The sequence below is a fragment of the Salinarimonas soli genome, assembly GCF_008386575.1.
Lineage (GTDB): Bacteria > Pseudomonadota > Alphaproteobacteria > Rhizobiales > Beijerinckiaceae > Salinarimonas_A > Salinarimonas_A soli.
In genome coordinates this window covers 204341-227470 of the sequence record NZ_VUOA01000005.1, presented here as the reverse complement: position 1 = coordinate 227470, position 23130 = coordinate 204341, and the positions used below count along the sequence as shown (strand labels likewise).

The 23130-nt window shown below is 68.4% G+C and carries 24 protein-coding genes; 10 read left to right on the top strand and 14 right to left on the bottom strand.

Annotated features, from left to right (window positions below):
- Both F0L46_RS02410 and F0L46_RS02405 read left to right on the top strand, forming a co-directional pair.
- Positions 1-381, top strand: coding sequence for a response regulator (locus tag F0L46_RS02410; protein ID WP_149815422.1), 381 nt, complete (start codon positions 1-3; stop codon positions 379-381).
- On the top strand, positions 381-992 hold the full coding sequence (locus tag F0L46_RS02405; RefSeq protein WP_149815421.1) for a DUF533 domain-containing protein: 612 nt from the start codon (positions 381-383) through the stop codon (positions 990-992). Before F0L46_RS02410 ends, F0L46_RS02405 begins: the two co-directional genes overlap by 1 nt.
- 22 nt (positions 993-1014) lie before the next feature.
- Here the strand turns inward: F0L46_RS02405 and F0L46_RS02400 are convergent, their stop codons facing one another.
- Together F0L46_RS02400 and F0L46_RS02395 are read right to left on the bottom strand one after the other, a co-directional pair.
- Complete coding sequence (locus F0L46_RS02400) at positions 1015-1452, bottom strand: CBS domain-containing protein (RefSeq protein ID WP_210247587.1); 438 nt, start codon at positions 1450-1452, stop codon at positions 1015-1017.
- A 28-nt stretch (positions 1453-1480) separates the two neighbouring features.
- The gene (locus F0L46_RS02395; protein ID WP_149815420.1) at positions 1481-3268 is read right to left on the bottom strand and encodes an SLC13 family permease; all 1788 of its coding nucleotides are present in this window, start codon (positions 3266-3268) and stop codon (positions 1481-1483) included.
- A gap of 1274 nt (positions 3269-4542) precedes the next feature.
- Between F0L46_RS02395 and F0L46_RS02385 the strand changes: the two genes are divergently transcribed.
- Positions 4543-4893: a hypothetical protein gene (locus F0L46_RS02385; protein WP_149815419.1), complete on the top strand. Its 351-nt coding sequence runs from the start codon at positions 4543-4545 to the stop codon at positions 4891-4893.
- A gap of 119 nt (positions 4894-5012) precedes the next feature.
- Entirely contained in the window at positions 5013-6401 is a 1389-nt protein-coding gene (locus F0L46_RS02380) for a coiled-coil domain-containing protein (protein ID WP_149815418.1), read from the top strand.
- Between the two features lie 434 nt (positions 6402-6835).
- On the opposite strand, the gene mmsB is transcribed toward F0L46_RS02380, so the two are convergent.
- From mmsB to F0L46_RS02355, 5 genes are all read right to left on the bottom strand, one after another.
- Positions 6836-7990, bottom strand: a complete 1155-nt coding sequence (mmsB, locus tag F0L46_RS02375; RefSeq protein WP_210247590.1) for a multiple monosaccharide ABC transporter permease — start codon at positions 7988-7990, stop codon at positions 6836-6838.
- A 43-nt stretch (positions 7991-8033) separates the two neighbouring features.
- The gene (gene mmsA / locus F0L46_RS02370) at positions 8034-9563 is read right to left on the bottom strand and encodes a multiple monosaccharide ABC transporter ATP-binding protein (protein WP_149815416.1); all 1530 of its coding nucleotides are present in this window, start codon (positions 9561-9563) and stop codon (positions 8034-8036) included.
- Between the two features lie 61 nt (positions 9564-9624).
- The gene (chvE, locus tag F0L46_RS02365) at positions 9625-10656 is read right to left on the bottom strand and encodes a multiple monosaccharide ABC transporter substrate-binding protein (protein ID WP_438646655.1); all 1032 of its coding nucleotides are present in this window, start codon (positions 10654-10656) and stop codon (positions 9625-9627) included.
- A 187-nt stretch (positions 10657-10843) separates the two neighbouring features.
- Complete coding sequence (locus F0L46_RS02360; protein ID WP_149815414.1) at positions 10844-11605, bottom strand: ABC transporter permease; 762 nt, start codon at positions 11603-11605, stop codon at positions 10844-10846.
- The gene (locus F0L46_RS02355; RefSeq protein WP_149815413.1) at positions 11602-12561 is read right to left on the bottom strand and encodes an ABC transporter ATP-binding protein; all 960 of its coding nucleotides are present in this window, start codon (positions 12559-12561) and stop codon (positions 11602-11604) included. Before F0L46_RS02355 ends, F0L46_RS02360 begins: the two co-directional genes overlap by 4 nt.
- A 235-nt stretch (positions 12562-12796) precedes the next feature.
- On the opposite strand from F0L46_RS02355, the gene F0L46_RS02350 reads away from it, so the two are divergent.
- Both F0L46_RS02350 and F0L46_RS02345 read left to right on the top strand, forming a co-directional pair.
- On the top strand, positions 12797-13186 hold the full coding sequence (locus tag F0L46_RS02350; protein ID WP_149815412.1) for a response regulator: 390 nt from the start codon (positions 12797-12799) through the stop codon (positions 13184-13186).
- Positions 13187-13324: 138 nt separating this feature from the next.
- Positions 13325-14134: an alpha/beta fold hydrolase gene (locus F0L46_RS02345; protein WP_240539821.1), complete on the top strand. Its 810-nt coding sequence runs from the start codon at positions 13325-13327 to the stop codon at positions 14132-14134.
- A 197-nt stretch (positions 14135-14331) separates the two neighbouring features.
- Here the strand turns inward: F0L46_RS02345 and F0L46_RS02340 are convergent, their stop codons facing one another.
- The 4 genes from F0L46_RS02340 to F0L46_RS02325 all read right to left on the bottom strand — a co-directional run bounded on the left by F0L46_RS02340 (position 14332) and on the right by F0L46_RS02325 (position 17640).
- Positions 14332-15546 (bottom strand): cysteine desulfurase-like protein, encoded by a 1215-nt coding sequence (locus F0L46_RS02340; RefSeq protein WP_149815410.1) that lies wholly within the window; start codon positions 15544-15546, stop codon positions 14332-14334.
- Between the two features lie 17 nt (positions 15547-15563).
- A complete protein-coding gene (locus F0L46_RS02335) occupies positions 15564-16064 on the bottom strand; it encodes an ureidoglycolate lyase (protein WP_149815409.1) in 501 nt (166 codons plus the stop codon).
- A 4-nt stretch (positions 16065-16068) separates the two neighbouring features.
- Complete coding sequence (locus tag F0L46_RS02330) at positions 16069-16740, bottom strand: amino acid ABC transporter permease (protein WP_149815408.1); 672 nt, start codon at positions 16738-16740, stop codon at positions 16069-16071.
- 93 nt (positions 16741-16833) lie between these two features.
- The gene (locus tag F0L46_RS02325) at positions 16834-17640 is read right to left on the bottom strand and encodes a transporter substrate-binding domain-containing protein (RefSeq protein ID WP_149815407.1); all 807 of its coding nucleotides are present in this window, start codon (positions 17638-17640) and stop codon (positions 16834-16836) included.
- Positions 17641-17784: 144 nt separating this feature from the next.
- Between F0L46_RS02325 and F0L46_RS02320 the strand changes: the two genes are divergently transcribed.
- Positions 17785-18477, top strand: coding sequence for a FadR/GntR family transcriptional regulator (locus F0L46_RS02320; RefSeq protein WP_188311821.1), 693 nt, complete (start codon positions 17785-17787; stop codon positions 18475-18477).
- A gap of 23 nt (positions 18478-18500) precedes the next feature.
- Here the strand turns inward: F0L46_RS02320 and F0L46_RS02315 are convergent, their stop codons facing one another.
- Positions 18501-19604 carry a cyclase family protein gene (locus tag F0L46_RS02315; RefSeq protein WP_149815405.1) on the bottom strand — a complete coding sequence of 368 codons (1104 nt, stop codon included), beginning with the start codon at positions 19602-19604 and terminating at the stop codon, positions 18501-18503.
- Between the two features lie 121 nt (positions 19605-19725).
- Here F0L46_RS02315 and F0L46_RS02310 point away from each other — a divergent pair, with 121 nt between their 5' ends.
- The 3 genes from F0L46_RS02310 to F0L46_RS02305 all read left to right on the top strand — a co-directional run bounded on the left by F0L46_RS02310 (position 19726) and on the right by F0L46_RS02305 (position 21175).
- On the top strand, positions 19726-20499 hold the full coding sequence (locus F0L46_RS02310) for a CobW family GTP-binding protein (RefSeq protein ID WP_240539820.1): 774 nt from the start codon (positions 19726-19728) through the stop codon (positions 20497-20499).
- Between the two features lie 6 nt (positions 20500-20505).
- Positions 20506-20769 (top strand): CobW C-terminal domain-containing protein, encoded by a 264-nt coding sequence (locus tag F0L46_RS26750; RefSeq protein WP_240539819.1) that lies wholly within the window; start codon positions 20506-20508, stop codon positions 20767-20769.
- Between the two features lie 109 nt (positions 20770-20878).
- Positions 20879-21175 carry a hypothetical protein gene (locus F0L46_RS02305; RefSeq protein ID WP_149815404.1) on the top strand — a complete coding sequence of 99 codons (297 nt, stop codon included), beginning with the start codon at positions 20879-20881 and terminating at the stop codon, positions 21173-21175.
- 1 nt (position 21176) lies between these two features.
- On the opposite strand, the gene F0L46_RS02300 is transcribed toward F0L46_RS02305, so the two are convergent.
- Positions 21177-22106, bottom strand: a complete 930-nt coding sequence (locus F0L46_RS02300; RefSeq protein ID WP_149815403.1) for a pseudouridine-5'-phosphate glycosidase — start codon at positions 22104-22106, stop codon at positions 21177-21179.
- Positions 22107-22128: 22 nt separating this feature from the next.
- Positions 22129-23046 (bottom strand): carbohydrate kinase family protein, encoded by a 918-nt coding sequence (locus F0L46_RS02295; RefSeq protein ID WP_188311820.1) that lies wholly within the window; start codon positions 23044-23046, stop codon positions 22129-22131.
- Between the last annotated feature and the right edge of the window lie 84 nt (positions 23047-23130).

Sequence of the window (23130 nt, the reverse complement as noted above, 5' to 3'; positions counted from 1 at the left end):
ATGGCGAAGATTCTGTTGGTCGAGGACCACGAGGAGATCTGGGACTTCCTCTCGCGGCGGCTGAAGCGGCGTGGGTTCGACGTGATCCTCGCCCATGACGGTCAGCAGGCGGTGGACAAGACCCGCGCCGAGCGCCCGGACCTCGTCCTCCTCGACATGAACCTGCCCGTGATGGACGGATGGACGGCCGCAAAGACCTTGAAGGCCGAGCCCGCCACCGCGGCGATCCCGATCATCGCCCTGACGGCCCACGCCATGGCGGGGGACCGCGATAAGGCGCTCGGCGCCGGTTGCGACGACTACCACGCGAAGCCCGTCGACTTCTCGCGGCTTCTGTCGCAGATTGATGCGGCGCTCGGATCCCAGGCGGCGGCCCCCTGATGGCGCCCGCGCCCGACCTCATCACCCAGCTCGTTCGCACCGCGCTCGGCCGGAACACGGCCGAGAAGCCCGAGGCCACGGACGGGAGCGCCCCGGGTGTCGTCGCCCTGGTTCCTCCGGCGAGCGAGCGGGTCGAGCCGGAGGAGACGACGGAGGGCGGAGGCGACCCGGGGATCCTTGCGATCCTGGGGGAGAAGGTCCTCCTCTCATGGCTGCGCAACCGTTATCAGCTGCTCTTTCCCTTCGCGCTCGACCTGCGCCGCCTCGATCCAGGCCAGGCGACGCTCCTCGTCCACGCTATGGTCGCCGCCGCGCAGGCCGACGGCGCGATGGACCGGCAGGAGCGCGACAGGATCGAGGGCACCTTGAGCCTCGTGGACCCGAGCGAGGACGAGCGGGCCTTCCTCGCCGGCGCGATCGAGGAGCCGAGGCCCCTCAACGCGATTTTGTCCGAGGTTCGCGACGTGCAGACCGCCGCGTTGGTCTATGCAGCTTCCCTCATGGCCGTGGACCGTCGGCAGCCGGTGAACCGGCACTATCTTCGCTATCTTGCGGCGCGCCTGCAGCTCTCCGACGAGCTCGCGAAAAGCCTGGAGCAGCGCTACCGCTGACGCGGCACGATATCCCGTTGGGTCAGACGCTCGCTCCCTCGCCAAGGCTCTCGCTGAGGTCCCTCAGCCCGGACTGGACGACGCCGGTGTCGACAAGGAGACGTCGCGAGACGTCGGACAGCGTCAGCCACCCGACCACGCGCTCGCCCTCGACGACGGGCAGCCTTCGGATGTTGTGCGACGCCATCAGGTCCATGGCGACGGTGAGGGTGTCGTCCGCATGGCACGTGAAGACGAGGCGGGTGGCTACGTCCCCGACGCGCGTGGCACGGGGGTCCTTGCCCTCCGCGACCACACGGTAGAGCAGGTCGCGATCGGTGATGACGCCGCGCAGGGCCTCGGGCGAGCCCAGCGGAAGCGCGCTGACGTCGAGCTCTCCCATCAGGGCGGCCGCGTCCTGAGCCGTCGCCTCCGGCTGGATGAACTCCACATGCCGGGTCATCACGTCCTCGACCTTCATGCCCATCTCGCGATCTCCCCTGCGACCTTCAACGCGGCGTCAGCCCCCACACCATCGCAACCGCGGGCACGCCGACGACGACAACCAGGATCGAGAGCGGCAGCCCGAGCTTCCAGTAGTCGCCGAACCGATATCCGCCCGGACCCATGACGAGGGTGTTGCACTGGTGGCCGAAGGGCGTGAGGAAGTCGCAGGCCGCGCCGATCGCCACCGCCATGAGGAACGGATCCGGGTTGAGGCCGAGCTTCGAGGCGAGGCTCGCCGCGATCGGCGCCATCATCAAGACGGTGGCCGCGTTGTTGAGGAAGGGCGTAACGGCCATCGCCGCGATCATGATGAGCGCGAGCGCCCCGACGGGCGGAAGCGCGTTGGCCGCGACGGAGAGCCAGCCGGCGATCAGATCGGTCGCGCCGGTCGTTCGCACCGCCTCGCTGACCGGGATCAGGGCGCCCAGCAGGATCAGGATCGGCCACTCGACGGATTCGTAGCCCTCGCGCAGGGAGAGCGCCCGAGTCATGAGCATGGCAAGCGATGCGGCGAAGAACGCGATCGCGATCGGGAGGACCTTGAACGCCACGACCGCCATGGTGATCACGAGAATCGCGGCCGGCAGCCACGGACGGCGGCCCCGGCCGAGGCCCAGCTCCCGTTCCGCGAGCGGCAGGATGCCGAGCGAGGTCAGGGCCTCGGGCAGATCCTCGAAGCGCCCCTGCAGCACGACGACGTCGCCCGCGTGGAACCGCACGGAGCGCAGGCGCTGCGTGATCCGCTCGCCGCTGCGGCTGATCGCGAGGAGATGGACGCCGTGGCGCTGGCGAAGCGACATTTCGGCGGGGGTGACGCCAAGCAGGGAGGAATCGCCCGTCACCACGCCTTCGATGACGCCGACCGTATCGGCGTCACCCTCCGCCGCCGCCGCATCCTTCCCCTGGCCCGACAGCTCCAGGCCGCCTCGGGCAACGATGCGTTCGAGGGCCTCGGGCTCGCCCTCGATAAGGAGCACGTCGCCTGCCTGCAGGCGGAGAGCCGACGTCGGCGTGTAGCGCCGGAAGCGCTCGCGCACGACCGTGGTGAGCTTGGCCTCGCCCTCGCCCAAGGCTTCGACGTCCTTGGCGCGCTCGCCCACTACGGGGGAGCCCTCGGGCACGCGAAGCTCGGCGACGTAGTTCTCGATATTGATGGCCGCGTCGAGGGTCGTGCCGCCGCGCTGGCCCGTGGGCAACAGACGATAGGTGATCGTCAGGCAGATGAGACCCGCGGCCGCGATGATCAGGCCGACCGGGGCGTAATCGAACATCTCGAACGGCTTGCCCACGATCTCCTGGCGGAGCCGCGCCACGATCACGTTCGGCGACGTTCCGACGAGCGTGATGAGGCCGCCGATGAGGGACCCGAACGCGAGCGGCATAAGGAGCTGCGAGGGCGAGGTGCCCGACCTCTTGGCGAGCTGGAACGCCACCGGCATCAGGATGGCGAGGGCGCCGACGTTCTTGATGAAGGTCGAGAGCAGGATCACGGCGAAGCACAGGGTGAAGACCTGCGCCCGCGTGGAGGTCAGATAGGGGGCCAGGGGCCGCATGATCTGCTCCGTGATACCGGAGCGCGCGACGGCCGCGCTGACGAGAAGCGCCGTCGCCACGATGATCACCACGTCGTCGCTGAACCCGGAAAACGCCTCCTTCGCCGGGACGATCCCGGTGAGGACCGAGGCAAGGAGTGCAAGCATCGCGACCACGTCGTAGCGCAAGCGCCCCCAAACGAAGAGCCCCATCATGGCGGCGACGATTGCGAATGTGAAAGCCTGCGGCAGCGTCATGGTCGGGGCCGGCTTTGGCTTGCATGGGACGGCGCAGGCCGAGTGCGCTTCGGGCGAGACGTGGTCGACATCGGCGGTCCTGGAGGGGGCCGGACCCCGGCCCGGATGCGTTGAACAACGCGGGCCGGGGCGGAAAGTCTCCCGGGATCGAGCGGCGGGCGGCGCGAACAGCTCGATTCCTGAGCTTACCCTCGTTGTCGCATCCGCGCCGATCGAGAGAACCGGATCGCACGTGGGGCGTTGAAGTGACGAGTTCTTTTATCCCACAGCACCGGTCGACCGTTTCGGCGGACATGCCATGCTCGCTCGCGGTCCAGACTTCTCCAGACTTCCCGATCTTTCGCTAGCGCGTCTCGACGCGTCTTTCCCACGCCCGGTCCGCGGGGGTTCTCGGGCCGCAATGCCATTCGAATGATCCGGCCGGCCTCCACGATCCGGCACAGGGATGCTGCCCAAGGGAAGAGTCGATGATGCATACGTTCCTCGCGGCGTTGGCCGGCTCCGCTCTCCTGGCCGGTACCAGCCTGAATCCGCCTCCCCCCAAGCAGCCAGCGGATCGGACCTCGCTTTGGGCTCCCGTCGAGCCGCACGCGCCCGCGACTGACCGCCCCCTCTTGCACCTCGCGAAGGATGGCGGCGGAGGCGGAGATGGAGGAGGCGGTAACGGCGGTGGCAATGGTGGAGGCAACGGGGGAGGAAACAGCGGCGGTAACGGCGGCGAGAACGGAGGTGGTAACGGCGGCGGGCATGGTGGAGGCAACGGTGGAAGCGGAGGTGGAGGTCACGGAGGAGGCTCCGGCGGCAGCGGTTCGGGCGGGAGCTCATCCGGCGGGGGATCGAGCGGTGGTTCGGCCGGAGGATCCGCCGGAGCGGGCGGCGCTGGCGGTGGTTCGGCTGGGGGATCCTCCGGAGCGGGCGGCGCTGGCGGCGGTTCGGCCGGGGGTAGCGGATCAGCCGGGGGCAGCGAATCGAGCGGCGGTTCGTCGGCTGGGGGCTCGGGCGGGGGCTCCTCGAACGGCGGCTCGGCAGGCGGGGGGGCCTCCGGCAACGGCTCCGGCAGCAGCACCTCGGGTGGCGGATCGTCCGGTGCGGGCGCCGCAGCAGGATCCGGGAGCACCGGATCGGGAAGCGCCGGTGCGAGCGGCTCGACCGGCTCCTCGGCTGCCGGTGGCGCTGCGGGGCGCGGAGCGTCGGCCGTCGGAGCTACGGCCTCACCCGATGTGACCTCGAGCCTTGGCTCGGACAGCGGTGGAAACCGGCTTCCGGATGCGTTGTTGCCGCTTGGTCCGCTTGCCGGCTTCGCTGCGGCCGTTCCGGGATATGGGCTTCTGTTCGGCACCCGGCGTGATCTGGAGAACGTGAGCTACGCGCTCGCCCGGCAGGGCGATGCTCCACCTCGGATGATCGCGGCTTGCCGCAACTCGATTCGCCAAGCGGCGGAGCCGCACGGCGTCGTCGAGATCGAGGCGGTGAGCGCGGGCCGGGTGCAGCGGGACCGGCGGGGCCTGAGCGCGGCGCCAATCGAGGTGCGGATCATCTACGCACGCCAAGGCGGGCATGAGGTGCGGCAGTCGCGGATCACCTGCCGGACAGACGGGAGAGGAACAGTGGTCGCTTTACGGTGAACGGTTTGGTACCCTGGGGCGTTAACCATAGCTGGACCTTCTGCCTCGCTGCATGCGCGGGGCCACCCGCCCCCGCCTGCTGACCCACCACTGAATTTCCCGCCCAGGAGCCATTTGAAATGAGCGTTTTCAAGGAGCGCACGAGGTCCTGGACCCTCGTCGGCCTTGCGGCTGCGGCCGCGATCGGCTGGCTCGGCTTCGTCACCGTGTTCGTTCGGGCTTCGCAGACCGAGCAACGCGGATTCGAGCTCGCGCAACGGCTCCAATCGTCCCAGCGCAGCCTGAAGGCGGAGCTCGAGCACCTGCGCCGGGCGAGCGGCACGGCGGCCGAGCTCGAAGCCCGCATCGCCGAGGCCAGCCAGGAGTTCCGGCGCGTGGCCGCCGACCGCGACGACGCGCGCATGCAGCAGGCCGTCGTACGGGCACAGGTCGAGAACGAGCGTCGTAACCTGACCGAGATCGAGGCCCGGGCCGCGGAGGAGCGCCAGCGTGTCGATTCGCTGCGCTTCGAGCTGGCGAACGCCGAGCAGGCCCTCACGGCACGCCGCAAGGAGATGACGCGGGCCGCCGCGCCGACGCCCGCGGCAGCGCCTGCCCCCGTGCCGGCAGCCCCGCCCGTTGACACCTCCGCGGGGCAGGCCGAGCTCACCCGGCTCGAGGGGCTCGTCCGGGCGAAGACGGCCGACCTCGCGCGGACCGAGGATCAGATGCGCGAGGCGCAAGGCCGCAAGGCAGCGCTCGACGGCGAGCTCACCACCGTCTCGGCCCGCGTCGATGACCTCGGCCGTCAGCGCACGGCGCTGGAGTCTGGCTTGGCCGAGCTGCAGGCGAACCGGGACCGGATCGGAGCGGAGATCGAGACCGCCACGGCACAGCGCGACGCCCTTCAGACCGAGGTGGCCTCGCTTACTGAAGCCGTCGCATCCCGCAAGTCGGAGGTCGCGGCACTCGCCGACCAGCTGACGATCACACGCGGCGAGCTGACCGCGAAGCAGGGCGAGCTGTCGGAAGCGACCTTGAAGCTCGATGCCATGCGCGCCGCGCGCGAAAGCGCCCTCGTACCCTCGCCTAGCCCGGCCGAGCCGAAGGCGGAGGCCGCCCTGGCGCCCGAGTCACCGGCTCCGAAGGAGACGGCAGCCATCCTCGATCCGGCGTTCCCGGAGATCGGCACCGTGATGCCCCCGCCGCGTCCGCCGACGCGGACCCTCCAGCGCAGTCCGGCGCGTCCTGCGGTGCGCCAGGCCGCCCTGCCCCAGCGTCCGACGGTGCCGAAGACGCCCGCGCGCCGGGTGGAGCCCGAGCAGACGGCTGAAGACGCGGAGCCTGAGGAGGATGTCCGCGAGGCGCCGGCTCCTGCCCGGTCCGCGCCTGCGCGGCGCAACCGGAACCGGCCCGTCGCGGCGGAAATTCCGCGCGAAGCCGTCGAGAGCACGGCTGCCCTGGAACTCCCCGACTCCCTCATGCCGCTGCGGCCGCCAGCCGGGAACTCACGCTTCCAGTTTCCCTGAAAGCAAAAAGGGCCGCCCCTCACCGGGGCGGCCCTTTTCTCATGGGACGCTCTTCCTCCTGCGGTGGATCGACATCAGTGACGACGGGCCCAAGCCTTTGAAGGTGGTCAGGCGAGCAGCGCCGTCTCGGGCGGACCCGATGGGCCGGTGCGCGGCGGCGGACGTCCATGCTCCGGACGGCAGCCCTGTCGAGGAGCCGCTGGGCCCATCTTGCCTCGAAGCCCGCCGCGAATGGCCGTTCGGAGCGTTCCGCTCGGGTCTCGTCCTCTGCCTGATGTCCTGTCAGGTCACCCGGCCCGAAACAGTCGCCCCCACTCCCGCCTGATCTGACGACGGGACCGGTCCGACCCAACCGGGCGCCGCCGTCCGTGCGCTCCTCCCGCGTCTCGAGAGAGGAGCGCACGAGCCTTATGCCGGCTCGTGCTGCGCGTCCGCTACTTGCGGCGGTAATAGACGTCCACGGAGACGGCGGCGAGGAGGACGAGGCCCTTGATGACCTGCTGGTAGTCGATGCCGATGCCCAGGATCGACATGCCGTTGTTCATCACGCCCATGATGAGCGCGCCGATGACAGCACCCGTCACCTTGCCGAAGCCGCCGGAGGCGGATGCACCGCCGATGAAGCAGGCGGCGATGACGTCGAGCTCGAAGCCCAGGCCGGCGCGCGGCGTCGCCGTGTTGAGCCGCGCCGCGACGATGAGGCCCGCCAGCGCGGCCAGGACACCCATATTGGCGAAGGTGAGGAAGGTCAGGAACTCCGTGCGCACGCCCGACAGCTTCGCCGCCTTCTCGTTCCCGCCCAGCGCGTAGATCCGACGGCCGATGGTCGTGCGGTTCGTGATGAAGGCATAAACCGCGACGAGCGTGATCATCAGGAGGAAGACGTTCGGCAGGCCGCGATAGGTGGCGAGCAGGTAGCAGAAGCCGAGCACGAGCAGGGCCAGCAGGCCGGACTTGAAGGCGAACAGCCCAAAGGGCGCGGGGGCCACGCCGTGGCGGTTCTGGTTGGCGCGATGGCGCAGGCCGAACCAGCCGATGGCGACCACCGCGGCGATCCCGAAGAAGATGGCTGGCAGGTTGAAGCCGGGATTCCCGATCGGGTCCGCGATGAAGCCGGAGCTGATGCGCTGGAACTCGATCGGGAACGGGCCCACGGATCGCCCGCCGAGCAACGCGAGCTGGAGCCCCTTGAACACGAGCATGCCCGCCAGCGTCACGATGAAGGACGGGACCCGCAGATAGGCCACCCAGTAGCCCTGAATCGCCCCGATGATGCCGCCGACCACGAGGCAGACCGCGATCGTGGGCACGAAGTGCCAGCCATATTGCACGATGAGAACCGCCGCGAGACCGCCGACGAAGCCCACCACCGATCCCACCGAGAGATCGATGTGCCCCGACACGATCACCAGCAGCATCCCCAGCGCCATGATGACGATGTAGCTGTTCTGGAGGACGAGGTTCGTCACGTTCAGCGGGCGCAGCAGCGTCCCGTCCGTCATGATCTGGAAGAACGCCATGATCACGAGCAGAGCGAGGAGCATGCCGTAATCACCGAAATGCGTCCGCACCGCGCTTAGCGCGGGCATCCGGCGCGTTCCGGCGTCCTCCTTCACGAGCCCCGTATCCATGTCAGCGCCTCCCCGCGCGCACGATGGCGTTCATGATCTTCTCCTGCGAGGCCTCGGCCACGGGAAACTCCGCAACCAGCGAGCCTTCGTTCATGACGTAGATGCGGTCGCACATGCCCAGAAGCTCCGGCATCTCGGAGGAGATTACGAGGAGTCCCCTCCCCTCCTCGGCGAGCCGGTTCATCAGGGCGTAGATCTCGTATTTCGCGCCGACGTCGATGCCGCGGGTCGGCTCGTCCAGGATGAGCACCTGCGGATCGGCGAACAGCCACTTGGCGAGGACGACCTTCTGCTGGTTGCCGCCCGACAGGGTGACCGTGTCCTGGTGGACGCCGGCCGAGCGGATGCGCAGGCGGGAGCGGTAGTCCGTCGCCACCGCGAGCTCGCGCATGTCGTCGATGATGCCGCCCTTGGCGACCCCGCTCAGGTGCGCGAGCGTCACGTTGGTCGCGATATCGCGTTCGAGCACCAGGCCGTAAGTCTTGCGGTCCTCGGTCACGTAGGCGAGGCCGTTCTCGACCGCGCGACCGACGGTGCTGACGTCGATCTCGCGCCCGGCGAGCCGGACCTTGCCCGTGACGTTCCGGCCCCACGAGCGGCCGAACAGGCTCATGGCGAACTCGGTGCGGCCCGCGCCCATGAGCCCGGCGATGCCGACGATCTCGCCCCGGCGCACGTTGAGGGTGATGCCTTTCACGACCCGCCGGTCGGTGTGGAGAGGGTGATCGGCGCTCCACCCCTCGACCTCGAGGAGGAGGTCGCCGATCCGGGACTCGCGGGGCGGATAGCGGTCGGCCATCTCGCGGCCCACCATGCCCTTGATGATCCGGTCCTCGCTCACGGGTCCTCCCCGGCAGTCGAGGGTCTCGACGGCCGTGCCGTCGCGCAGGACCGTGATTGAATCCGCCACCTTCGCGATCTCGTTGAGCTTGTGCGAGATCAGGATGGAGGTGATGCCCTGCGCCTTGAAGCGCAGGAGGAGCTCGAGCAACGCGTCGCTGTCGCGCTCGTTGAGGCTCGCGGTGGGCTCGTCCAGGATGAGGAGCTTCACGCGCTTCGACAGAGCCTTCGCGATCTCCACGAGCTGCTGCTTGCCGACCCCGAGATCCTCGACGAGGGTATCGGGCGATTCCGACAGTCCGACCGTCTCCAGGAGCGCCTTCGTGCCCGCATAGGTCGCTCCCCAGTCGATGATGCCGCCCCGCGCACGCTCGTTGCCGAGGAACACGTTTTCGGCAATCGACAGGAGCGGAACGAGCGCCAACTCCTGGTGGATGATGATGATCCCGACGGCCTCGCTGTCGTTGATGCCTGAGAACCGGCGTTCCTCGCCCTCGAAGACGATCTCGCCCTCGTAGGACCCGTGCGGATAGACGCCGCTGAGCACCTTCATGAGCGTGGACTTACCGGCGCCGTTCTCGCCGACGAGCGCGTGGATCTCGCCGGCCTCGACGGAGAAGCTCACGTCGCTCAGCGCTCGTACGCCGGGGAAGGTCTTCGTGATTCCCCGCATTTCCAGGATGGCGGCCATGATGAACTCTCGGCGGAAGGGCCCCGCGCGGCATGCGCGAGGCCGAAATGTCGGCGACCGCCTACTTGATCTGGTTTTCCTTGTAGTAGCCGCTGTCCACGAGGACCTGCTTCCAGTTCGTGGCGTCCACGGTGACGGGCTTGAGGAGCTGGGCCGGGATCACCTTGACGCCGTTCTCGTAGGTTTTCGTGTCGTTGACCTGCACCGGACGGCCGGACAGCATGTTGTCCACCATCTCGGCGGCCACCTTCGCGAGCTCGCGCGTGTCCTTGAAGATGGTCGAGGTCTGCTGGCCCGCGAGGATCGACTTCATCGACGGAACCTCGGCGTCCTGCCCCGTGATCACGGGCATCTTCTGGTTTCCGCTGCCGTAGCCGACGCCGCGCAGCGACGAGATGATGCCGATGCTCAGCCCGTCATAGGGCGACAGGACCGCGTCGACGCGCTGGTTCGCGTAGAAGGCGCTCAGCAGGTTGTCCATGCGCGCCTGCGCCGTGGCTCCGTCCCAGCGCAGGGTCGCGACCTTGTCCATGCCGGTCTGGCCCGAGCGGACGACGAGCTTGCCGCTCTTGATGTAGGGCTCGAGCACCGACATCGCGCCGTTGTAGAAGAAGTAGGCGTTGTTGTCGTCGGGCGAGCCGCCGAACAGCTCGATGTTGAAGGGACCCTTGCCCTCCTTCAGGCCGAGCGCCTGCTCGATGTAGCCGCCCTGGAGCACGCCGACCTGGAAGTTGTCGAAGGTGGCGTAGTAGTCGACATTCGGCGAGTTCCGGATGAGGCGGTCGTAGGCGATCACCTTGATGCCGGCGCTCTTGGCCTGCTGGAGCGCGTCGGCAAGCGTCGTGCCGTCGATAGCCGCGATGACCAGAGCCTTCGGACCCTTCGTGATCATGTTCTCGATCTGGGCAAGCTGGTTCGGGATGTCGTCCTCGGCATATTGCAGGTCGACGTTGTAGCCCCGCTCCTTGAGCGCTTTGACCATGTTGTTGCCATCGTCGATCCAGCGGGCCGACGACTTCGTGGGCATCGAGACGCCGACGGTGCCCTTCTGCTGCGCCTGCGCGCCGGGCGCGAAGGCGAGAACGCCCGCCATGACGGCCAGCGAGAACGATCGAATAAAGCTCATGCGTTTCCTCCTCCGCCCCTCTCATGGAACGCCCCGGCTCGTTCAAGCGGCCGGAGTCGTCCTCGCGCTACGATAGGGGGAAGCGGCCTGACATGTCCATCGCAAGCTTTGCCGCACCGCAACCCCTGGTTCAGAACACTGGCTGAGAGCCCCCTTATGCCTTGAGGCGATAGCCCGTCCGGAACATCGCCGTCACAGCGGCAAGACACAGCGCGAGGAACAGGAACGTCATGCCGAGGCTCAAGCCGACGCTGACGTCCGCCCGTCCGAAGAAGCTCCAACGGAAGCCGCTGACCAGGTAGACCACCGGGTTGAACAGGCTCACCGTGCGCCAGAACGGCGGCAGCATGCCGATCGAGTAAAAGCTGCCGCCAAGGAACGTCAGCGGCGTCACGATGAGCAGCGGAACGAGCTGCAGCTTCTCGAATCCGTCGGCCCAGAGGCCGATCACGAAGCCGAACAGGCTGAACGTCGCCGCCGTGAGCACGAGGAAGAGCACCATCACGAACGGATGGTCGATACGTATGGGCACGAAGAGCGCGGCCGTGGCCAAGATGATGAGGCCGAGCAGGATCGACTTCGTGGCGGCCGCCCCGACATAGCCGAGCACGATCTCGAAGGGCGAGACGGGTGCCGACAGGATCTCGTAGATCGTGCCCGAGAACCGCGGGAAATAGATCCCGAAGGAGGCGTTCGAGATGCTTTGCGTCAGCAGCGAGAGCATCAGGAGACCCGGGACGATGTAGGCCCCATAGGCTACGCCGTCGATCGCGCTGATCGCCGAACCGATAGCTGCGCCGAACACCACGAAATAGAGCGACGTGGAGATGACGGGCGAGACGATGCTCTGGACGATCGTGCGCCGCCAGCGATTCATCTCGAAGAGATAGATGGAGCGGACCGCCAGCCAGTTCATGCCTGCTCCTTGAGCAATCCCACGAAGATTTCCTCGAGCGAGCTCTGCCGGGTCCGCAGGTCGCGGAAGCGGATGCCGGCCTCGGATAGGTCTCGCAGGAGCGAGGTGATCCCGGTCCGCTCGGCCTTGGTGTCGTACGTGTAGGTCAGCTCGGTCCCCTCGGCCGCGAGCTGGAGGTCATAGGCCCCGAGGCTCGCCGGCACGGCCGGAAGGGCAGCCTGGAGCTGGAGGGTGAGCTGCTTGCGGCCGAGCTTGCGCATCAGCTCCGCCTTGTCCTCGACGAGGATGATCTCGCCCTTCGAGATCACGCCGACCCGGTCGGCCATCTCTTCGGCTTCCTCGATGTAGTGCGTGGTCAGGATGATCGTGACGCCGGTGTCGCGCAGCGCCCGCACGAGCCGCCACATGTCCTGCCGCAGCTCGACATCGACGCCCGCGGTGGGCTCGTCGAGGAAGAGGACCTGCGGCTCATGGGAGAGCGCCTTCGCGATCAGCACGCGCCGCTTCATCCCGCCCGAAAGCGTCATCATGCGGTTGTCCCGCTTCTCCCAGAGCGACAGGTCCTTGAGGACGCGCTCGATATGGGCGGGGTTCGAGGACTTCCCGAACAGGCCGCGGCTGAAGCTCACCGTGTTCCAGACGGTCTCGAACGCGTCCGTGGTGAGTTCCTGCGGCACGAGGCCGATCTGGGCGCGGGCGGCCCGGTAGTCCGTCAGGATGTCGTGCCCATTCACCCTGACCCGCCCGGATGTCGGGTTGACGATCCCGCACACGACGCTGATCAGCGTGGTCTTGCCCGCGCCGTTCGGCCCAAGAAGCGCGAAGATCTCCCCACGACGGATCGTGAGATCGACGGATTTGAGCGCCTGGAACCCCGATTTGTAGGTTTTCGTCAGCCCCTCGATCGCGATGACCGCGTCGGAGGCCGCGCCGGGCTCGAATTCGTGTGGTCGCATGCCCTGCCGGTCTTTCGCTCAAGCCGATGGATGAGGAAACCTGCCGCCCCATCCGGGGGTGACGTTTGGACACCAAAGCCGAGCGGCGCGCAAGTTCGCCGTGCACCATCGAGGTGCCGCCGAGAGTGGTCTGACAGCGACCTTTGGTTGAGTGAATGAGGCGAAAAGGACGGCTTCCCAAATCACCCCGCCTAGGCCTAGCTTCGCCGCCTTCCGATCGGGAACGAGGTGGCGCATGCCGGGAGCAGAGCGGGTCGTCCTTTGCGTCGAGGATGAGGTCTTCGTGCGAATGTTCGTGGCCGATGCCCTGAACGATGCCGGGTTCCTCGTGCTGGAGGCAGGCTCGGCGGCGGAAGCGCTGTCGATTCTCCAGGATCGCGACGATGTTCAGGCGCTCGTGACCGATGTGGACATGCCCCCGGGGATGAACGGCTTCGCGCTGGCGCGCAACGTCTCGGAGCGCTGGGCGAACATACCGATCATCGTGCTCTCGGGCCGGTTCTCGCCGAGCCCCGGCGATCTGCCGGCCGGCAGCGTCTTCCTGGGCAAGCCCGTCTCGGAGGCGAAGCTCGTCGGGGAGGTGATCCGCGCCGTCGGGGGAACGGACCCGTCCAAGATGAACTGAGGCGCCGCTGCGGCACCGCGTCCCGCATCGAAGCGGCCCGCCTTGCGTTGAGCCCAGCGGGGGCTCACGCGAAAGGCGCGCAACGATGACCACCATGATGCCACGCCCATGCCTTGCTCACTCGGGCGGAGAGAACGCGTGAAGGTGTCGCCCCAGGGAGCAGGCGAGAAGCTCCTCCTCATCCACGGGCTCGGCGGCAGCGCCCGGTCCTGGAGTCCGATCCTGCCCGCCCTCGCCGCGGAGCGTGAGGTTCTCGCCGTCGACCTTCCCGGCCATGGCGGCACCCCTGCGGAGGCCGGCAGCGATACCTTTCGGGGGCTCACCGACATCGTCGACGCCTTCCTCGTCCGGGAGGGGCTCACCGGCATCGATATGGCCGGCAGTTCGATGGGCGCCCGCATGGTGCTGGAGCTCGCCCGCCGCGGCCACGCGCGAGCCGTGGTTGCCCTCGATCCGGGCGGGTTCTGGCGGGGTTGGGAGCGCACCTACTTCCACACGACGATCGCGGCCTCGATTCGGCTCGTGCGCGGGCTGCGCCCGGTGCTCCCCACCGTGGCGCGGCACGCGGCGTCGCGCACCGCGTTCCTTGCCCAGCTCTCGGCCAAGCCTTGGAGCCTGTCGTCCGAATTGGTGGCCGGAGAGCTGGAGAGCCTCGCCTCGACCCCGACATTCGATCCGCTCTATCGGGATCTCGCGACGGGCCCGGAGCAGCAAGGACCCGCCGCGGCGGGCAGCGGCCCGGTGGTGATCGGCTGGGGGCGCCAGGATCGCCTCTGTCTTCCCCGCCAGGCCGAGCGCGCCCACGCGGCCTTCCCCGGCTCGCGGCTGCACTGGTTCGAGAATTGCGGCCACTTCCCCATGTGGGATCAGCCGGACGAGGCCGCGCGGCTGGTCCTGGAGAGCACGGGGCAGGGCCGAAACGGCGTTGCAGAAATGCCGCATCGCTGAGATCGCGTCGGGCAGCCGCGCTTCGCGCATTCACGAAGCAGGCAAGCAGTGATTCACTCCCTTCAACGAAGAGGAGGCTCACATGGCGGTGCTGGTTCTGGTCGTGGCGGTGGCGTGCGCTGGGCTCATGATCATCGCAAGCCTCCCCCCGCGCCGGCCCGAGAGCCTGTTTCTCGTCCGCAACCGCGCTTGAGGCCTCAGCCGAGCGCCGCCTCCAGCCCCCCGATCAGGCGATCCACCTCCTCCACCGTGTTGTAGTGGACCATCGAGGCCCGCACCACGCCGTTACCGTCCGAGAGCCCGAGATGCTCGACGAGCCGGCGGGAGTGGAAGTCGCCGAAGCGGATGCCGATCTTCAGGGGATCCGTCGCGCGCACGACCTCGGCTGAGTCCCGGCCCTCGACCTTGAAGGAGATCGTCGGCACCCGGATCGCCCGGTCCGACTCGCGGCGCCCGACGATGCGCACGTCGTTGCGCTCCCGCAGGAACCCCAGCAGGCGCTCGCTCAAGGCCTCTTCCTGGGCGGCGACATCGTCGAAGGCGCGCGCGACCGCCGCGAAGTCGCCCGTCCCGCCCCCGAGCCGGTCGAGATAGTGGACGATGCCCGCCGAGCCCCAGGCGAGCTCGTAGTTCGTGTTGCCCGGCTCCAGCTTGAACGGCACCTTCTCGCGCCCGTAGAAGTAGTGGTACAGGCCATCGAGCTCCAGGAGCCGGTCGTACTTGCCGTACAGCATCGCGAAATGCGGGCCATAGGTCTTGTAGAAGCTGAAGACGTAATAATCGACGTCGAGGGCCTGTACGTCGATGGCACGATGGGGCGCATAGGCGACGCCGTCCACGCACAGCTCCGCCCCGGCCGCATGGACCCGCCGCGCGATCTCGGCGATCGGCATGATCGTGCCGAGGATGTTGGAGGCATGCGTGACGCAGACGAGCTTGGTGCGCTCGGTCATGAGAGCGTCGAGCTCGGCGAGGTCCACCTCGAAGCTGTCGCGGTCGACGGACCAGAACTTGAACACCACGCCACGGCTCTCCAGCGTGAGCCAAGGGCCGATGTTCGATTCATGGTCGAACACCGTCAGCACCACCTCGTCGCCGGGCTGGAAGCGGCTTGCCATCGCGGTCGCCAGGAAGCGCATGAGCACCGTTGTCGACGACCCCAGCACGATTTCCTCCGGCCGCCGCGCGTTCACGAGGCGAGAGAGCGTCGCGCGCGCCTCGGCGACACGCTCGCCGGCCTCACGGGACAGATCGTAGGAGGCGCCCGTCTGCACGCTCGTGGTGAGCATGTAATCGGCCACGCGCTCCGCCACCTCTCGCAGCACCTGCGAGCCGCCGGCATTGTCGAAGAAGGCGACGCCCGTGCGGAGGGCCGGGAATTGCGAGCGCACGTAGTCGAGATCGAGCGGCATGGGGATCGTCCTTGCGGTCACGCGCTGATGGTGAGGGGGGTGGAGAGACGGGCTTCCTCGGTGTCGTCGGCGTCGTCCGTCTCGAAGATGAACATGGCGAGGAGCGCGGGGGCGCCGATCGCGATCAAGGGAACGTGCCACACGCCGGGCCGGTAGTGCACCCCCGTCTCCGATCCGGCCAGAAAAGCGCACGCCGCGGATGGGTCCGGTGCGCCGGCACGGTCGGGCGCGACGACCACGAGATAGGTCTCGGCCCGCATCGGCAGGAAGAGCTGGCTCGACCAGGGATGCCGTTCGAAGAGAGCCGTGGCGAACGGCAACGCCGAGGCCTCGACGTCGTAGAGCGCCACGGTGGGGTGAAGGGCGCGCGGCGCATGGGCGAGCGCCGCGAGCCCGTCATGGCGCCAGGCTCGGCCCTCGTTGACGGGGCGGCTGCGCTGTCCTGGGACGCGCACCACGTCGCCGAACGGCGCGAAGGCCTCTCGGGTGAGAGGCTGCGAAACCAGCTGGACGGACATCCGCCTAACGCCTCTGGGCGGCCCACCGCGCCTCGAGGACGCCGACGGCGCGCACGAGGGGCAGAAGCATCAGGAGGTAGATCCCAGCCGCGGCGAGGAGCGGCGTCGGGTTGGCAGAGAGGGCCTGCGCCTGCGTCGCCTGCTTCAGGAGATCCGGCATCGCCACGACCGAGGCGAGCGCCGTGTCCTTGAGGACGTTGATGGAGTTCGACGTGATCGGCGGGATGACGATCCGGATCGCCTGCGGCAGCACCACCTTCGCCATCGTGGTCCAGGCACGAAGCCCGAGCGCCTTCGCGGCCTCCGACTGGCCCTTCGGCACGGCCTCGATGCCCGCCCGGAAGATCTCCGCCGAGTAGGCGCTCGCGACGAGGGAGAGCGAGCTCGCCGCGGCCGCGAAGGGCGTGAGGCGGATCCCGAGGAACGGCAGGGCGTAATAGACGACGACGAGCAGCACCAGAAGCGGGATCGCGCGGAAGACGTCGATGAACGCGATCGCGAGCTGGCGGAACGGTGTGCGGGCGTAGAGCCTGGTCAGGGCAAGGAGGAGGCCGCCTGCAAGCCCCAGGACGATGCTCACCGCGCCGAGGAGCACCGTCGTGCTCAGGCCCATAAGGAGAAGCGGCAGGGTCTGAAGGAAGACACGCTGGTTGAGGAAGGTGTCGAAGATGCTCATGCCGCCTGCGAACGCGCTGTCTGGCCTGTGATGACGTCGATCCTGATGAGGGTCGGCCCGGCGCCGGCGGCGCTGCCGGGCCGACCTTCGGGTTCAGCTCTTCGGCGCTGGCATCGGCATCACCTTCGCCGTGCTCGTCTCGGCCTCGGGGGCTTTGCCAAACCACTTCTCGTGCAGCTTGGCCATGGTCCCGTCGGTCTTCATCTCGGTGACGACCTCGTTCACCTGCTTTGCGAGCGGGGCGTCCTTGGCGAACATGACGGAATATTGCTCGCCCGTCGGGATGCGCTGGATCACCTCGAATTGCGGCTTGTCCTTCGCGTAATATTGCAGCGCCGGGATGTCCGAGATGTAGCCGTCGAGCCGGCCCGCCGCGAGGTCGAGCATGGCGGGGTTGAGGCCCTCGAAGCGGCGGATGTCCCCGAACTTGTACTTGTCCTTGTTCTGGGTAGCCCACATGTCGCCGGTCGAGCCCGTGTCGACGCCCACCGTCTTGCCGGCCATGCCCTCCAGCGCCTTGATGCCGCTCGCCTTCGTGACGGTCAGCGACTGGTCGCTGTCGTAATAGGGCTGCGCGAAGGAGACGCTCTCCAGCCGCTTCTGCGTGATCGTGATCGAGGAGACCGCGGCATCGATCTGCCCGGACTGCACGGCGGCGAAGAGGCCCTGGAAGGGGATGTTGACGATCGCGACGGGGCGCTTCAGGCGCTTGCCCACCTCGGTCATGAGGTCGATCTCGAAGCCGACGTTCTCGCCCTTCTCGTTCTGGAACTCCCACGGCACGTTGCCGATATTCGCTCCGACCCGGATGGGCTGCTGGGCCGAAGCGGACGTGGCCGCCACAAGGACGGCCGCGAGGGCCACGGCCCGGGTAAAGGTGCGCTTCAGATGACGGATCATAGGGTCCCCGCTGTGCTGTTCGGTGGGCCGACCGCTCTGTCACCAGAGGCGGGCCGCGACGGTACTGGTCCGACCGGTTCGACCAGACTAGGGTGAGACCCGAACTGGGCCGCGTCAAGCGACGATCCGATGCGAGAACGCCTTATGAAGCCGCAGCTTGCACCGTTCACCGCCAACCGTCAGCCGGTGCCCCAGGGGGTTGCCCAATATCTCATCGGGGTGATCGAAACGCAGGCGCTTCGGGCCGGCGACCGCCTCCCCTCGGAGCGGGTTCTGGCGCAGCGCCTCGGGATTTCCCGGTCCTCGATACGCCAAGCGCTGAGTGCCCTCGAATCACGCGGCTACGTGTCGGTACAGCCCGGCCGCGGGATCTTCGTCGCGACGCGCGGCGGCGATCCGACCGCGTGGCGCTTCGAGGGTTGCACGCCGCGCGACGTCTACGAAGCACGCATCTGCATCGAGAGCTTCGCGGCGGCTCGGGCCGCCATGACCTTGAGCGAAGCCGAGCTGAGTGCGCTTGCGTCGAGCGTGCACGCTCTGGAGGAGGCAGCCGGGGCGGGCGACATCGCCGGCATGGCAGCCGCCGACAGCGCGTTCCACGACCTCATCATCGGGGCGTGCGGCAATCCGATCATCCAGGCGATGTACGCGCCCGTGCGGGAGATGATGGTGGAAAGCCAGAAGCTCCCGATGGTCCGTGGCGCCGGGCTCGACGCCACGGTGGCGGAACACGAATCTCTCCTGGCGTGCTGCGAGGCGCGCGACGCCGACGGCGCCGCGATGCAGATGCGCCGTCACATCGGCATGGCCGCCGCCCGCCTTGGGATCGAGCTTTAAAGCGTCGGAGCCCCTGCCCGCTCTCAGGTCACCGCGATGGGGCAGCCGCTCGAGCCGGTGGCGCCCTTGATGGGGGTTGGCGCGAAGATATAGACGAACTGGTACTTCCGGTCCGCGAGGAGTTGATCGAACACGAGGTTCTCGTGGTTGTGGATCCCGTGTTTCGTTTGCAGTTCGGCATGGACCACGAAGGCGAGGTTCTTGTCGGGGTTCGGCACCACCTCGACGGCCCAGGTGTCGGCGCCTGTGAGGCACAGATCGCGCTCGATCACCCAGCGGGCGACCTCAAGGCCGATTCCGGGCTCGCCGGAATTGTACCGGTCGTTGTTCTTCATCCACAGCGAGCCCCAGCCCGTGTGGAAGAAGATCGCATCGCCAGGACGGATGTCGCTCTCCTGCATGTTTTGGCGCTGAAGGGCGGCCCGGACGTCCGCGAGGCTGATCTCCTCGCCCGCGTCGAGCATCCTGCCGCGTACGGCTTGGATGTCGACGAGGTGGCCGCGGGTGAAGAGTGGCTTGATCTTCTCGACGCCGTTCTTCTTCAGCCCGTTCGCGTCGAGCATCTCGGCGCCGGTGACGCCGTTGTAGAAGCGCATCTCGCTCTTGTCGCCGTCCCGGCCCATCTGGATCCCGATGTGCCCCAGGCCGTCGAACTGCGTGCCGACCTGCCCAATCTCGGTGGCCAGGAACTCGTCATTGTAGACGAGCTTGTTCTCGCCGAAGGGTCCGCCCGTCGGGGCACCGGGGATCCGCAACGCGAAGGCGCGGGTGCCGAACAGCGGCATGGCGGCCTCGTAATCGCGGCCGAGCTTGTATATCCTGCCGTCCCGGATCGAGCGGACGGCTTCCAGCACCTTCTCGGGCGTGATGTGGTTGGAGGCTCCTGCCTCGTCGTTCGCACCCCATTTCGAGGGCCACCACGGCGTTTCGGCCATCCGTGGGGGAGCAGGGTTGGGCGCCGCGGCCTGGGCCTGGGCGGGCATCACGGGAGCAAGCCCGAACTTCCCATGCGCGGCGCCGGCCACGCCGCCCACGCCGAGGAGTCCCGCCGTCTTGAGGAAGTCGCGGCGCTCCAGGGCGGGAGCGTCGACCGGTGCGTCGGAATGAGCTTGCTTGTTCTCGTCCATGGCGCGTTCCCTCCTCCGGCATCGGCTCGCGAGGGCCGATTCATGGGCCTGGCCGGGATGGTCCCACGTGCTAGGATTCTCGTCCAGACTCAAACCCGCAGCCATCCGAAGGAGGAGCGCCGTGAGCCTGTTCGAACCCGATCGGTCCAGCGAGCGCACGCCCGTGTCCGTGATCACGGGCTTCCTCGGCTCGGGGAAGACGACGATGCTGAACCATCTGCTCCGGCAGCCGGAGCTGGCCGATTCGGCGGTGATCATCAACGAGTTCGGCGAGGTCGGGCTCGACCACCTGCTGATCGAGGCCATCGACGGCGAGGTCGCGGTGCTCTCCAGCGGCTGCGTCTGCTGCACTCTGCGAAGCGATCTCGAGGCGACCCTGCGCGACCTGCTGGCGCGGCGCGACCGCGGCGAGGTGCCGCCGTTCCGCCGGGTGATCGTCGAGACCACGGGCCTCGCCGACCCGGCCCCCATCGTGCAGACGCTGCTCAACAACCCGCTGATCAGCCGCTTCGTGCGCCTCGACAGCATCGTCGCGACCGTCGACGCCGTGAATGGCGGGGCGCAGCTCGATGCCCATCCCGAGGCCGTGAAGCAGGCCGCCATCGCCGACCGGATCTTCATCACGAAGACCGATCTCGCCGACGCGGAGGCGCTCGCAAGCCTTGAAGACCGGCTTGCCGCGCTCAACCCCGGCGCGAGCCGGGAAGCCGTCGCCCACGGCATCGTGGAATCCGAGCGGCTGTTCGGGGCGGCGCTGTTCGATCCCGAGCGGAAATCCGTCGACGCCCGCCGCTGGCTCAACGAGGAGGCCTATCACCACCACAGGCACACCCACCATCGGCATGATTCCGGGATCGCGGCCTTCAGCGTCGCAGCCGACGCGCCGCTCGATTAGCACGCGGTGTCGGCCTGGCTCGCGGCCCTGCGGCAGTGGCACGGGGCGCATTTGTTGCGGGTGAAAGGGATCCTCGATTTGCGCGGCGAAGCGGCTCCGGTCGCGATCCACGGCGTCCATCACGTCTTCCATCCGCCGGTCCAGCTCCCCGGCTGGTCCGGCTCGGCGCGGCGATCCTGCATCGTGTTCATCGTCCAGGGGCTCGACCCGGAGCTCGTGCGGGAGAGCTGGCGGGAGCGCGTGGCGCCCGGGCTCGAACCCGTCACCTGAGGCGAGCGGCGCGGGCGAGCGCTTTCAGTCCGTTGGCGCGCCGTCGCCGCCCAGCGGGGGAACCCGGCCTGCCCGCTCCGACTTCCCGCTACAGCGAGGAGGCGTCATCATGCCGACGGTCTGGACGCATTTTTCGACGCAGGGCGAAGCCGAACTGGCGATGGCTCGCTTGGAATTCGCGGGCATCGCGCGAGAGCGGATCGACAGGATCGAGGATGCCGACGGACGGTGGAGCGTCGGGACCTATGTCGATCATGCCGATGAGCCTCATGTGCGCGGCCTGATGACCGATCGCTACGCGCCCACGAGAGCCGATGTGACGAATCTCGCCGTCATCGGTGCTGCGGTCGCTACCGGTCTCGCGGCCTGGTATCTTCTGCCGGCTCGGCGCCGGCAGGGCAGCTGACCTACGAGGCCGGGCTCCCACGGCTCAGCGCGACCGCGAGCTTCGCGGCGACAGAGGCATTGTTCTTCACCAACACGATGTTCGTCGCGAGGCTCCGACCTTCCGTGAGCTCGACGAGACGCCTGAGCAGGAACGGCGTGACCGCCTTGCCCGTCACACTGCTGGCGACCGCCTCCGCGACCGCCGCCTCGATATGCGCGCGGATCTCGGCCGCCGGGATTTCCGCGTCGTGCGGGACCGGATTGGCCACGAGGACCCCGCCCTCCAGTCCGAGAGCCGCCTTGACCTGGATGAAGTCCGCCAAGGCGTCCGCACCATCCAGCCTCATGGGCACGGGCAGTCCGCTCTTGCGGCTCCAGAAGGCCGGGAACTCATCAGTCCCATAGCCCACCACGGGAACCCCGCGGGTCTCCAGATATTCGAGGGTGCGGGGCAGATCGAGGATCGCCTTGGCGCCGGCGCAGATCACGGCGACGGGGGTGCGGGCGAGCTCGTCGAGGTCGGCCGAGATGTCGAGCGTCACCTCGACGCCCCGGTGGACGCCCCCGATCCCGCCCGTCGCGAAAACCTGGATCCCGGCGAGGTGCGCGCAGATCATCGTCGCCGCCACCGTGGTCGAGCCGTGACGCCTTGCCGCGATCGCAAAGGGCAGATCGGCGCGGCTGAGCTTGAGGATGTCCGTCGCGGTCCCGAGCCAGTCGAGCACCTCGTCCGGCAGACCGACGCGGATGCGGCCGTCCACCACCGCGATGGTCGCCGGCACGGCACCCTCCCGGCGCACCTCCGCCTCAACTTCACGGGCGGTCGCGACGTTCTGCGGATGAGGCATGCCGTGGGTCACAATGGTCGACTCGAGCGCGACGACGGGTGCGCCAGCGGCAAGGGCCGAGGCGACCTCCGGGGTGACGTCGAGGGGAATCGTCGGGGACATGGGCGTTCTCACAGCGTTTCGGTCACGGCATCTGCTTTATGCCGGCGGCCAGGAGGGCCGGGCCGAGGTCCGGGCGAACGCCGCCGGGGCGCTCGAGGGCCAACGCGGCTGCGGCGAGCCCGGCGCGCAGCGCTACCCGCAGGTCTTCGCCGCGGGCAAGGCCCATCGCCGTCGCGCCGACCAGGGCATCGCCCGCTCCCGTCACGTCCGCGACGGCCCCCACGGGGACAGCGGGCATGGCTTCGACGCCCCGCTCGTCAGCGACGAGCAGGCCCGACGGGCCGCGGGTGAGCACGACCGCGCGGGCGCCCCGGGCCAGCAAGGCCCCAACCGCGTCCTCGGCCGGGAGCGTCGCGCCCAGCGCCGCGCGGGCCTCATCCAGATTGAGAAAGAGCACGTCAACCCCACCCAACTGCTTCGGCAGGCGCATGACCTTGGCGACGGATACGGCATCCACCGCGACGGGCGGCCCGTGTCCGGCGCGCCGTCGCGCGAGGAACTCCCGCAACGTGGATGCCGGCAGGTTGCAATCCATGACCATGAGGGCGGCCGTCGCGCAACGCGCATCCTCGACTGTCCCGGGGCCGAGGCGATCGAGGATCGCCATGTCAGCCAAGCCGAAGGCGAGATCGCCGGAGGGACCGGTGACGGCGACGTACTCGGCCGTCCTTGCACCGGGGATCTCACGCAAGAACCCGACATCGACACCGAGCACCGCGAGATGATCGCGGATGGCGCGGCCGTTCTCATCGGCACCCACGACCGACACCAGGGCGACCGGGGTGCCGAGCCGGGCTAGGGTCTCGGCCACATTGCGGGCGACGCCGCCGAACGCGCGGGACGAAACGACCGGATTGGAGGTGCCGGGCACGAGTTCATCGGCCGCACGGTAGAGCCGGTCCACCGTCGCGCCGCCGATGCAGAGGACGAGGCCGTCCACGCTCAATCCGCCCTCCCCGCCCCTGCCGGGCGCCCATATACGCGCCTTCGCGCCGGCCGGTCCATGCGGGTTCGGCGCGCTTCG

Coding starts and splice junctions, on each gene's coding strand:
- mmsB (WP_210247590.1), bottom strand. CDS start 7,990: ATGCCCGCGCTAAGCGCGGTGCGGACGCATTTCGGTGATTACGGCATG.
- chvE (WP_438646655.1), bottom strand. CDS start 10,656: ATGGCGGGCGTTCTCGCCTTCGCGCCCGGCGCGCAGGCGCAGCAGAAG.
- F0L46_RS02315 (WP_149815405.1), bottom strand. CDS start 19,604: ATGGACGAGAACAAGCAAGCTCATTCCGACGCACCGGTCGACGCTCCC.
- F0L46_RS02300 (WP_149815403.1), bottom strand. CDS start 22,106: ATGTCCCCGACGATTCCCCTCGACGTCACCCCGGAGGTCGCCTCGGCC.
- F0L46_RS02320 (WP_188311821.1), top strand. CDS start 17,785: ATGAAGCCGCAGCTTGCACCGTTCACCGCCAACCGTCAGCCGGTGCCC.
- F0L46_RS02330 (WP_149815408.1), bottom strand. CDS start 16,740: ATGAGCATCTTCGACACCTTCCTCAACCAGCGTGTCTTCCTTCAGACC.
- F0L46_RS02400 (WP_210247587.1), bottom strand. CDS start 1,452: ATGAAGGTCGAGGACGTGATGACCCGGCATGTGGAGTTCATCCAGCCG.
- F0L46_RS02335 (WP_149815409.1), bottom strand. CDS start 16,064: ATGTCCGTCCAGCTGGTTTCGCAGCCTCTCACCCGAGAGGCCTTCGCG.
- F0L46_RS02340 (WP_149815410.1), bottom strand. CDS start 15,546: ATGCCGCTCGATCTCGACTACGTGCGCTCGCAATTCCCGGCCCTCCGC.
- F0L46_RS02360 (WP_149815414.1), bottom strand. CDS start 11,605: ATGAACTGGCTGGCGGTCCGCTCCATCTATCTCTTCGAGATGAATCGC.
- F0L46_RS02405 (WP_149815421.1), top strand. CDS start 381: ATGGCGCCCGCGCCCGACCTCATCACCCAGCTCGTTCGCACCGCGCTC.
- F0L46_RS02305 (WP_149815404.1), top strand. CDS start 20,879: ATGCCGACGGTCTGGACGCATTTTTCGACGCAGGGCGAAGCCGAACTG.
- F0L46_RS02380 (WP_149815418.1), top strand. CDS start 5,013: ATGAGCGTTTTCAAGGAGCGCACGAGGTCCTGGACCCTCGTCGGCCTT.
- F0L46_RS02410 (WP_149815422.1), top strand. CDS start 1: ATGGCGAAGATTCTGTTGGTCGAGGACCACGAGGAGATCTGGGACTTC.
- mmsA (WP_149815416.1), bottom strand. CDS start 9,563: ATGGCCGCCATCCTGGAAATGCGGGGAATCACGAAGACCTTCCCCGGC.
- F0L46_RS02325 (WP_149815407.1), bottom strand. CDS start 17,640: ATGATCCGTCATCTGAAGCGCACCTTTACCCGGGCCGTGGCCCTCGCG.
- F0L46_RS02350 (WP_149815412.1), top strand. CDS start 12,797: ATGCCGGGAGCAGAGCGGGTCGTCCTTTGCGTCGAGGATGAGGTCTTC.
- F0L46_RS02355 (WP_149815413.1), bottom strand. CDS start 12,561: ATGCGACCACACGAATTCGAGCCCGGCGCGGCCTCCGACGCGGTCATC.
- F0L46_RS02395 (WP_149815420.1), bottom strand. CDS start 3,268: ATGACGCTGCCGCAGGCTTTCACATTCGCAATCGTCGCCGCCATGATG.